Below are 8,472 nucleotides of genomic sequence, written 5' to 3' on the forward strand. Positions count from 1 at the left end.
CCTCAGAATCGATGACAAGTTCACAAAGAATTTGTCCTCGCAACTGCTTGATTTTCGAGCAAAATCACGAAGCTGCTAGCTTATTCAGGGCTAGAATTTCACCTGCTTGAGTTAGAAATATTTCAGAAACCATTTATCAAAGAACCTTTTATTGAATTGCCTCGTTTACAAATTTAATCAAAATTATACGAATATCAAAAACTATTACTACTCACAATACTTTCTCTTTTTAGTTGAGTTATTCTGAAAAGTGGAGAAACTGATAAATACAGCATACAGTACAAAGTGAGAAAAACTATGATAAAATTAATATATCCTAGTCAACTACTATTTACCGAATAATTAATAATTATTAGCCTCCCCTTTCAAGGGGAAAAAAAGTGCTAGGGTATTTCCTTGTATTCAATCCTCTCGGTTTCAACCAGAGGTAATTATCCATTATCCATTAATGAAAAGACTTTTTGTCAATAAAATATTCAGGCTGGAACCGATGGGATAAATTTACGTTAATGGCTAATAGTAAAAGTCCTGATTATTTGAGAAATAGCTATATTTGATTTAGTTTAATATTTCTGGACTATTTTTTGTGACCAAAAGTTATTTTTTCTTGCCTCTGCCTACTCCCTACTCCCTTTTTGAGATTTATTAATATATTCAGCCTCTAATCAATAGAGAAACTGGACATATAAATAAAAATTGGGCTAATGACCAAAAAGTTTATTTTTATTTCTAGCGATCGTAACCCATTACCTAATATTAAATACTCAATTCCTGAATTAAAATAAAAACTGTGTTTGCCATTGCACTGCAACAGAAAAAATACAAAACTTATACCCTCTCTGATTTAGCATTTAATTCTAGTATTAATGTAGTGCCAGAGAGAGGAGGAATAATTACCAGTTGGTGTGTGAAGAATCAGGAGCTACTTTTCCTTGATGCTAAAATATTTGAGAATCCAGAATTAACTGTAAGAGGTGGAATACCCATCTTGTTCCCAATTTGTGGCAACTTACCAAATAACAAGTACAAATATAATGGTAATAATTACTTTCTCAAACAACATGGATTTGCACAAGACCTACCTTGGGAAGTTATAGGAAATTCAAATAAAGATAGGGCTTCAATAACTCTAGTTTTAACCAGTAATAGATTAACAAGAACTTTTTATCCATTCGACTTTAAACTTACCTTTACCTACCAACTGAAAGGTAATTCTCTAGAAATATTCCAAACTTATACTAACTTGAGCAATACCCAAAGGATGCCATTTTCGACAGGGCTGCATCCTTATTTCTTAGCTCCAAATAAGCATCAGCTCCACTTTAATATCCCTTCAATGCAATATATGGATCGGAATACAGGAACTCTACATGATAATGATTGTAAATTCGATCCTAAACTAGATGAAGTGGATGCAATATTTGAAAAATTAACCGGTTTGGCCACAACTGTCTACGATCGAAGTCGTGGTTTGAAAATTACACTGAGTTATACTTCTGCATATTCAACTATTGTCTTGTGGACAGTTAAGAATCAGGATTTTTACTGTTTAGAACCATGGACAGCTCCTTGTAATTCCCTAAACACAGGTTATCGTATAGTTGATTTAGAGCCTGGGTCTTCTTGTGAAATGCTAATCAGACTCACTGCAACATTTGTATAGTGGTTCTATGTTTCAGTCGATCATTTGGTACACTACTGATTTGTCCCAAAAAAATGGACTTGATCGCTCTAAAAATCACTTCTCCATGGCAAGTTGCCACAAAATCTAAAATTTTTTCCCAAAACTATTGCAATATTTGTGATGACTATGCTAATGTTAATAATTGTGTGAGACAAAAATAAATATCAATCAGGGTCGCTAGCTCAACGGTAGAGTACTCGGCTTTTAACCGATTTGTTCCGGGTTCGAATCCCGGGCGACCCACTAAAACGATAAATAAACAAAAATACTTAACAGCAAACTTAAAAAAGGACTGTAGGAAGTACACAGTACTATTTCTAAAGGCTGCTTGAATAATAACTCATAGTGGTCTGTCAAGATTGATTTGATGGGTAATCTATTAAATTTTATCCCTTATCTTCTTAATTTAGTTTGAACCCATCATTTGAAAATTGACAAACTACCAGCGCGTCTGGACTAAAATTGTGGGTAAAAAACCGGCGTTGGTAATTAGTAAGATGAATTCCTTGTAGGGGTAATACCAATCACTCAATTTATGTAGCTATTCAAAGCTATTAAAGAAAGATCAACCTTAAAGTTTCATCTCTTGATTTACCAACGCCAAAAACCTAACCCCCCAACCCCCTTCCCTACAAGGGAAGTGGGAGAAAACTCACCCCTATGCTTGCACAAGAGGGGTCGTGGGAGAGGTATTCCAGCTTGCTCAAACTTACCCACATTTTAAAGCTAGACACGCTACTAGGTTTAACCAGCATTAGAAGTCTACCAGGTTGATAAGAGAAAAAATATGAGTCCACTAATTCTAACACCTACTTTGCTGAAGCTTGGGACTTTGGCAAATTTTACTCAAAGATTAAAAGATAAATTTAATTATTGATAGACAGAATCTTCAATTTGTCTTAAGATTGTCGTAAGAATTAAGCTTAAGTAAATCAAGTTACTAATAAGCTAATAACAAAAAATATTAGGAGGAAAAGGTATGGCTATCGTACCAATGCGCTTACTACTAGACCACGCAGCAGAAAACGGTTATGGCATTCCTGCATATAATGTCAACAACATGGAGCAAATTCAGTCCATTATGCAGGCCGCAGATGAAGCAGACAGTCCTGTAATTCTACAAGCTTCTCGTGGGGCACGCAAATATGCTGGTGAAAATTTTCTGCGTCACTTAATCTTGGCCGCAGTAGAGACTTATCCTCATCTTCCCATTGCTATGCACCAAGATCATGGTAATGCACCCTCTACTTGTTATTCTGCTATGCGTCACGGTTTCACTAGCGTCATGATGGATGGTTCTCTAGAGGCAGATGCTAAAACTCCAGCCAGCTTTGAATATAATGTTAATGTTACTGCTGAAGTAGTTAAAGTTGCTCACTCCATTGGTGTAAGTGTAGAAGGCGAATTAGGTTGTTTAGGTTCCTTAGAAACTGGTATGGGTGATAAGGAAGATGGTCATGGAGCAGAAGGTGTTCTGACTCACGACCAACTTTTGACAGACCCAGATGAGGCTGTTCAATTTGTAGAACAGACCCAGGTAGATGCTCTAGCAGTTGCTATTGGTACTAGCCATGGTGCTTATAAGTTTACTCGTAAGCCTACAGGGGAAATTTTGGCTATTAGCCGAATTGAAGAAATTCACCGTCGTCTACCTAATACTCACTTGGTTATGCACGGGTCTTCTTCTGTACCTGAAGATTTGTTGGCAATTATCAACCAGTATGGTGGTAATATTCCAGAAACTTACGGTGTACCTGTTGAAGAAATTCAAAAAGGTATTAAGAGTGGTGTTCGTAAGGTGAATATTGATACTGATAACCGCTTGGCCATTACTGCTGCTATTCGTGAGGCTGCTGCTAAAGATCCTTCTAACTTTGACCCTCGTCACTTCTTGAAGCCTTCTATTAAGTACATGAAGCAAGTATGTCTAGATCGTTACCAACAATTTGGTACTGCTGGTAATGCTAGTAAGATTAAGGTTCAAACTATGGATGAGTTTGCTGCTAAGTATGCTAGTGGAGAATTAGCTGCTACTACTAAGACAGCAGTTTCTGTATAGTTAGTTTATAGCAAAATTAGAATTTTCTACTCCAAATTCTGAAATATTTAATTAGTTGATGAGAAGCTGTTAAAATAATACAAAGCTTCTCATTTTTTTCTGAATTTGCTCAAGAGTTAGGGAGAAACACTATATACAGAGTTCAGAAACTATAACGTTATAGATATGTAGTGTTGAGAACTGAAAAATGCCTAAGTCCTGGATGGGAAGCTGTTAAAATAACACAAAGCTTCTCATTTTTTTCTGAATTTGCTCAAGAGTTAGGGAGAAACACTATATACATAGTTCAAAAACTATAACGTTATAGATATGTAGTGTTGAAAACTGAAAAATGCCTAAGTCCTGGATGGGAAGTTGTGGAAATAACACAAAGCTTCTGATTTTTTTGTGAATTTAATCAAGAGTTAGGGAGAAACACTATATACAGAGTTCAAAAACTATAACGTTATAGATATGTAGTGTTTAGCCCCGAAAAATTTCTCAGTCGTGAGTGATAAGTTTTGGAAATAACACAAAGCTTCTGATTTTTCTCCTAATTTAGTCAAGGCTTAGGGAGAGACACTAGACACAGAGTCAAAAAAACTATAACGTTATAGATATGTAGTGTTTAGCCCCGAAAAATTTCTCAGTCGTGAGTGATAAGTTTTGGAAATAACACAAAGCTTCTGATTTTTCTCCTAATTTAACCAGGACTTAGGGAGAGACACTATTATATCTACAGATTAGAAAAACTATAACGTTATAGTTCTTTACTGTTTAGCCCTCAAAAATTTCTCAGTCCTAGATGATATTCTGGAAATAATAGAAAGCTTCTCAAACTCATTTCTCCTAACTACTCCCTGTATTGAAAGATAAAGGCTTTAGCCTTTTTATCTTAAAAAAAAGTGCTGGCTTTTTGATTGCTCAGAGCTACAAAAAGTTAGCATTTTGGGTAGAGATAGATAAGGATATAAAAATTAAGGGGCAATTCTTCCAACTATTTCCCATTTCTCCTAACTACTTCCTACTCCCTACTCCCTACTCCCTACTTTTACATTTTTCGTGAACTCCTCCCTGTTTACAGATGTAGTTAATTTGATTAGGGTTTAAGTTCTTAGCAAAATTGAAATTAACTCCTCTTAAATGATCCGATTTGAATCTATCTAATGGGCTAGCCAAAAATTGATCTACCTGAGCAGGTTTTTGTACTGCCAATTTTGCCCCTTTGAAATCAGTTCCACTTAGGTTTGCTCCTCGCAAATCTGCCAAACTTAAATCTGTATTTCGCAAATTAGCATTTTGCAGTTGAGCATTCCGAAAGTTGGCATTAGTTAATTGGGCTAAACTCAGGTCTGCTTTTTTCAAATTAGCTCTACTAAAGTTTACTCCTGATAAATTAGCTCCTTGCCAGTTAGACTCTCTTAAATCAGATGATTGGAAGGTAGCACCTTCAGCTTTAACTTTACTTAAATGAGCTCGGTATAAATTAGCTTCTGATAAATCTGCACTTCCTAAATCTGCACCAGTCAAACTTGCCTCTCTTAAGTTGGCTCGGTGTAAGTCAGTTTCAATTAACTTGGCACTGCTTAATGCTCAAAGCCATTTCATTTATCAGTTATTAGTACCTCCTAATTCAGTAGGAGGCAAAAAAATCATAAATTTCCTTTCTCTTGGTCGATTGGATATGGTGTTTCGGCGCTTGAGCCGACATGAAAAGCGTTAGCGTTAGCGAGAGCTACCGTAGCAAGAGGCAGCTCCTCTGCAAGAGGCAAGAGGCAGCGGCTCTGCACTCTTCGGGAAACCTCGCCATCCCATCCTACGGAATGATCCAAACGACAGCTTTTTATTCCCTTAAAAAGGATTGCTATTGACCTTATTTCTTAGTCATTTTTTTTTCCAATACTTTTAATTTTACTTAAATCTCTCAATACTAATTCCCGATTTAAAGGCAATGAATTAATAGCTACTGATAACGCAGTTCCTTTCTAAGAGGCTAGGTTACGGCTGAATGGTTACCCACTAATCTAATAACTAAATAGAGCAATTTAAACCACCTGATTTTTGACTAAAACGAGCATTCTCTCCATAATCAATAGGGCAATCTATCACAGCGGGAACATCTTGAGCAAGAGCCTCTTTCAGAGTAGGAATTAAATCAACAGCAGACTCAACTCGATAACCTTTCAAACCAAAACTTTCAGCAAATTTAACAAAATCAGGATTGCCAAACTTAATAAAAGATGACTTACCAAAATGGTCTTCCTGTTTCCACTCAATTAAACCATAACCACCATCATTAAAAATCAAAGTCACAAAAGCAGTACCCACTCGTAAAGCAGTTTCCAACTCTTGACAATTCATCATAAATCCACCATCCCCTGTTGCTGCCACAACCTTACGGTTGGGATGAACTAATTTTGCAGCGATCGCTCCTGGAATAGCAATACCCATTGCTGCAAATCCATTAGAAATCAAACAAGTATTAGGACGGTCACAATGATAATGTCTAGCAATCCACATTTTATGGGCACCAACATCAGAGATGACTATATCCTCTGGACCCATTACTTGACGTAAATCATAAATTAGTTTTTGAGGCTTAATTGGAAACTCATTATCCTTACCATATCCCTCATATTCCGAGCGCATATTTTTTCTAATTTCTGATACAGTCGGACTTAATTGATTTATCCGTTCCGAGCGTCGCAAAATTTCATTCAAAGAATCAGAAATATCTCCAACTATTTCAGCTATGGGAATATAACTACTATCAATCTCTGCATATTTTGCTCCAATATGAATAATCGGAATTTCGCCTTGAGGATTCCATTTTTTTGGTGAATATTCAATTAAATCGTAACCCACTGCAATAACCAAATCTGTTTGGTCAAAAGCACAACTAATATAATCCCGTTGTTGTAATCCTGTCGTCCATAAAGATAGAGGATGAGTATAAGGAATCACCCCTTTACCCATAAAAGTATTAGCAACAGGAATATTTAATTGTGTAGCAAACTCTGTCAAAGCTTCACTTGCATTTCCTCGAATCGCTCCATTTCCAACTAAAATTACAGGATTTTTGGCCTTAGAAATTGCCACTGCTGCTTCTGTCATGCTCTGATAAGCAGAATAAGATTTTTCCCGCTTATCTCGATTCAAAGGTTTCCCTTCGACAGACATTGCAGCAATATTTTCTGGTAGATCGATATGAACAGCACCAGGCTTTTCTTGTTGAGCTACTTTAAATGCTTTGCGGACAATTTCTGGTGTATTACTAGGGCGAACAATTTGAGCATTCCATTTAGTTACTGGGGAAAACATAGCCACCAAATCTAAATATTGGTGAGATTCGATGTGCATTCTATCAGTACCAACTTGACCTGTAATTGCGACTAAAGGTGCCCCATCTAAATTAGCATCAGCAACACCAGTCATTAAATTAGTCGCACCAGGACCTAATGTTGATAAACAAACTCCTGCTTTTCCTGTTAGACGACCGTAGACATCTGCCATAAAAGCAGCACCCTGTTCATGTCGGGTAGTAATAAATTGGATTGAAGAATTTTTCAGAGCTTCTAGAATATTTAGATTTTCTTCTCCAGGCAATCCAAATACATATTTTACACCTTCATTTTCGAGGCATTTTACTAATAATTCTGCAGTGTTCATTTTTTATTTTTCTCCTTTTATAAAAGGTAGTTAAAAACTAAATCAAAATCAACATTTTCAAATGTAACAATGGGGTTTAGTTGCGGTAATTGTCAAAAGCTTGTTCGACTATTTTTTGTTGCTATGCTTTAAAGGTTCTAGGTCTTGAAAAAACCTGTTATAACACTAACAAGAGCAATTGGGTTATTAACTCCAGTGTCTTCATAGTTTCTAAAATTGGTTGCAGATTGAATCTCCATTCATTTTTCAAAAAATAATGTTACAAAAATCTGGTTATAGGCAGGAGGGATTTGTAGTAAATATTTATCGCGCCTAGTATAATACCAATTTTATCTGAAGCTACAATTAATTATGAAATTAATTTATTGGTCTTTGTCTACAATCAATTATGATTGAAAGTTTATTCTCTGGAGCTTCATTTTAATTTAGTATAACCTAAAACCTGTAACTTTCTTCAATAATAAATGATTCAGGAATATCCAACTGTTTTTCTATTTGATTCCTTTTTCAATTATTAGACATTTCCAGAAACTAAGTTTTACTCGAATTACAAAGATTTGAATTAATTTTCGGAGAAGTCTATTCAACTAAATAAGGCTAACTCTAGAAATGAAATCAAACTCTTGATTTAGAGATAAAAAATTTGATAAATATTTTTTTTGCTATTTACCAATTTTTTCTAGGTAATAGATTAAATCTAATCAGGTATGTTCTAAGTTGTTAGTTGAATTACTAAAATTTGTATCATTCCCGCCGTTCCTTTTCCAGAAAACAGAAAAACTTTCAAGATAGATAAAAGTAAGACTGTTTGATTCTTTTAGTGTTTTTATCCCAGGAGAAAGTAGGAATAGTTTTTATTAATCAATAAAAAACGAGCTTTCCCTCAACTATCAAGAGTTTTCAAGCTGAAAATTTTTAATTTTACGGTGATACATGAAACAGTCTTAGGTAATTGACATCCTCCCGACGCTGCTCTCCGAGACAGCCCGGGATTCCCATCTATTCAAACAAATAAAAAGGGATATAGACACAGAAAGTATACTTAGTAAATATTATCTCAAACTCAACATCTAATACCAAT

At 35.5% G+C, this 8,472-nt stretch carries 4 protein-coding genes, 1 tRNA gene and 1 pseudogene; 3 read left to right on the plus strand and 3 right to left on the minus strand.

Going from position 1 to position 8,472, the window contains the following annotated elements; genetic code table 11:
* Positions 1-790: 790 nt before the first annotated feature.
* From F6K22_RS01330 to fba, 3 genes are all read left to right on the plus strand, one after another.
* A complete protein-coding gene (locus F6K22_RS01330) occupies positions 791-1,663 on the plus strand; it encodes an aldose epimerase family protein (RefSeq protein ID WP_293092476.1) in 873 nt (290 codons plus the stop codon).
* Positions 1,664-1,855: 192 nt separating this feature from the next.
* Positions 1,856-1,927 (plus strand) — tRNA-Lys (locus F6K22_RS01335).
* A 736-nt stretch (positions 1,928-2,663) separates the two neighbouring features.
* Positions 2,664-3,743 carry a class II fructose-bisphosphate aldolase gene (fba, locus tag F6K22_RS01340; RefSeq protein WP_293092478.1) on the plus strand — a complete coding sequence of 360 codons (1,080 nt, stop codon included), beginning with the start codon at positions 2,664-2,666 and terminating at the stop codon, positions 3,741-3,743.
* A gap of 1,017 nt (positions 3,744-4,760) precedes the next feature.
* Here the strand turns inward: fba and F6K22_RS01345 are convergent.
* The 3 genes and pseudogenes from F6K22_RS01345 to F6K22_RS01350 form a co-directional block, all read right to left on the minus strand.
* Positions 4,761-5,252, minus strand: a complete 492-nt coding sequence (locus tag F6K22_RS01345) for a pentapeptide repeat-containing protein (protein WP_483244104.1) — start codon at positions 5,250-5,252, stop codon at positions 4,761-4,763.
* Positions 5,229-5,300, minus strand: a pseudogene (locus F6K22_RS43380) (pentapeptide repeat-containing protein); the annotation flags it as partial. The pseudogene F6K22_RS43380 and the gene F6K22_RS01345, both read right to left, overlap by 24 nt.
* A gap of 453 nt (positions 5,301-5,753) precedes the next feature.
* Positions 5,754-7,391, minus strand: coding sequence for an acetolactate synthase large subunit (locus F6K22_RS01350; protein ID WP_293092480.1), 1,638 nt, complete (start codon positions 7,389-7,391; stop codon positions 5,754-5,756).
* Between the last annotated feature and the right edge of the window lie 1,081 nt (positions 7,392-8,472).

Origin of the sequence: Okeania sp. SIO2F4, assembly GCF_010672385.1 — a bacterium.
Taxonomy (GTDB): domain Bacteria; phylum Cyanobacteriota; class Cyanobacteriia; order Cyanobacteriales; family Microcoleaceae; genus Trichodesmium.

Excerpts from the sequence above, each read along its gene's own strand:
- fba (WP_293092478.1), top strand. The coding sequence starts at position 2,664 with ATGGCTATCGTACCAATGCGCTTACTACTAGACCACGCAGCAGAAAAC.
- F6K22_RS01350 (WP_293092480.1), bottom strand. The coding sequence starts at position 7,391 with ATGAACACTGCAGAATTATTAGTAAAATGCCTCGAAAATGAAGGTGTA.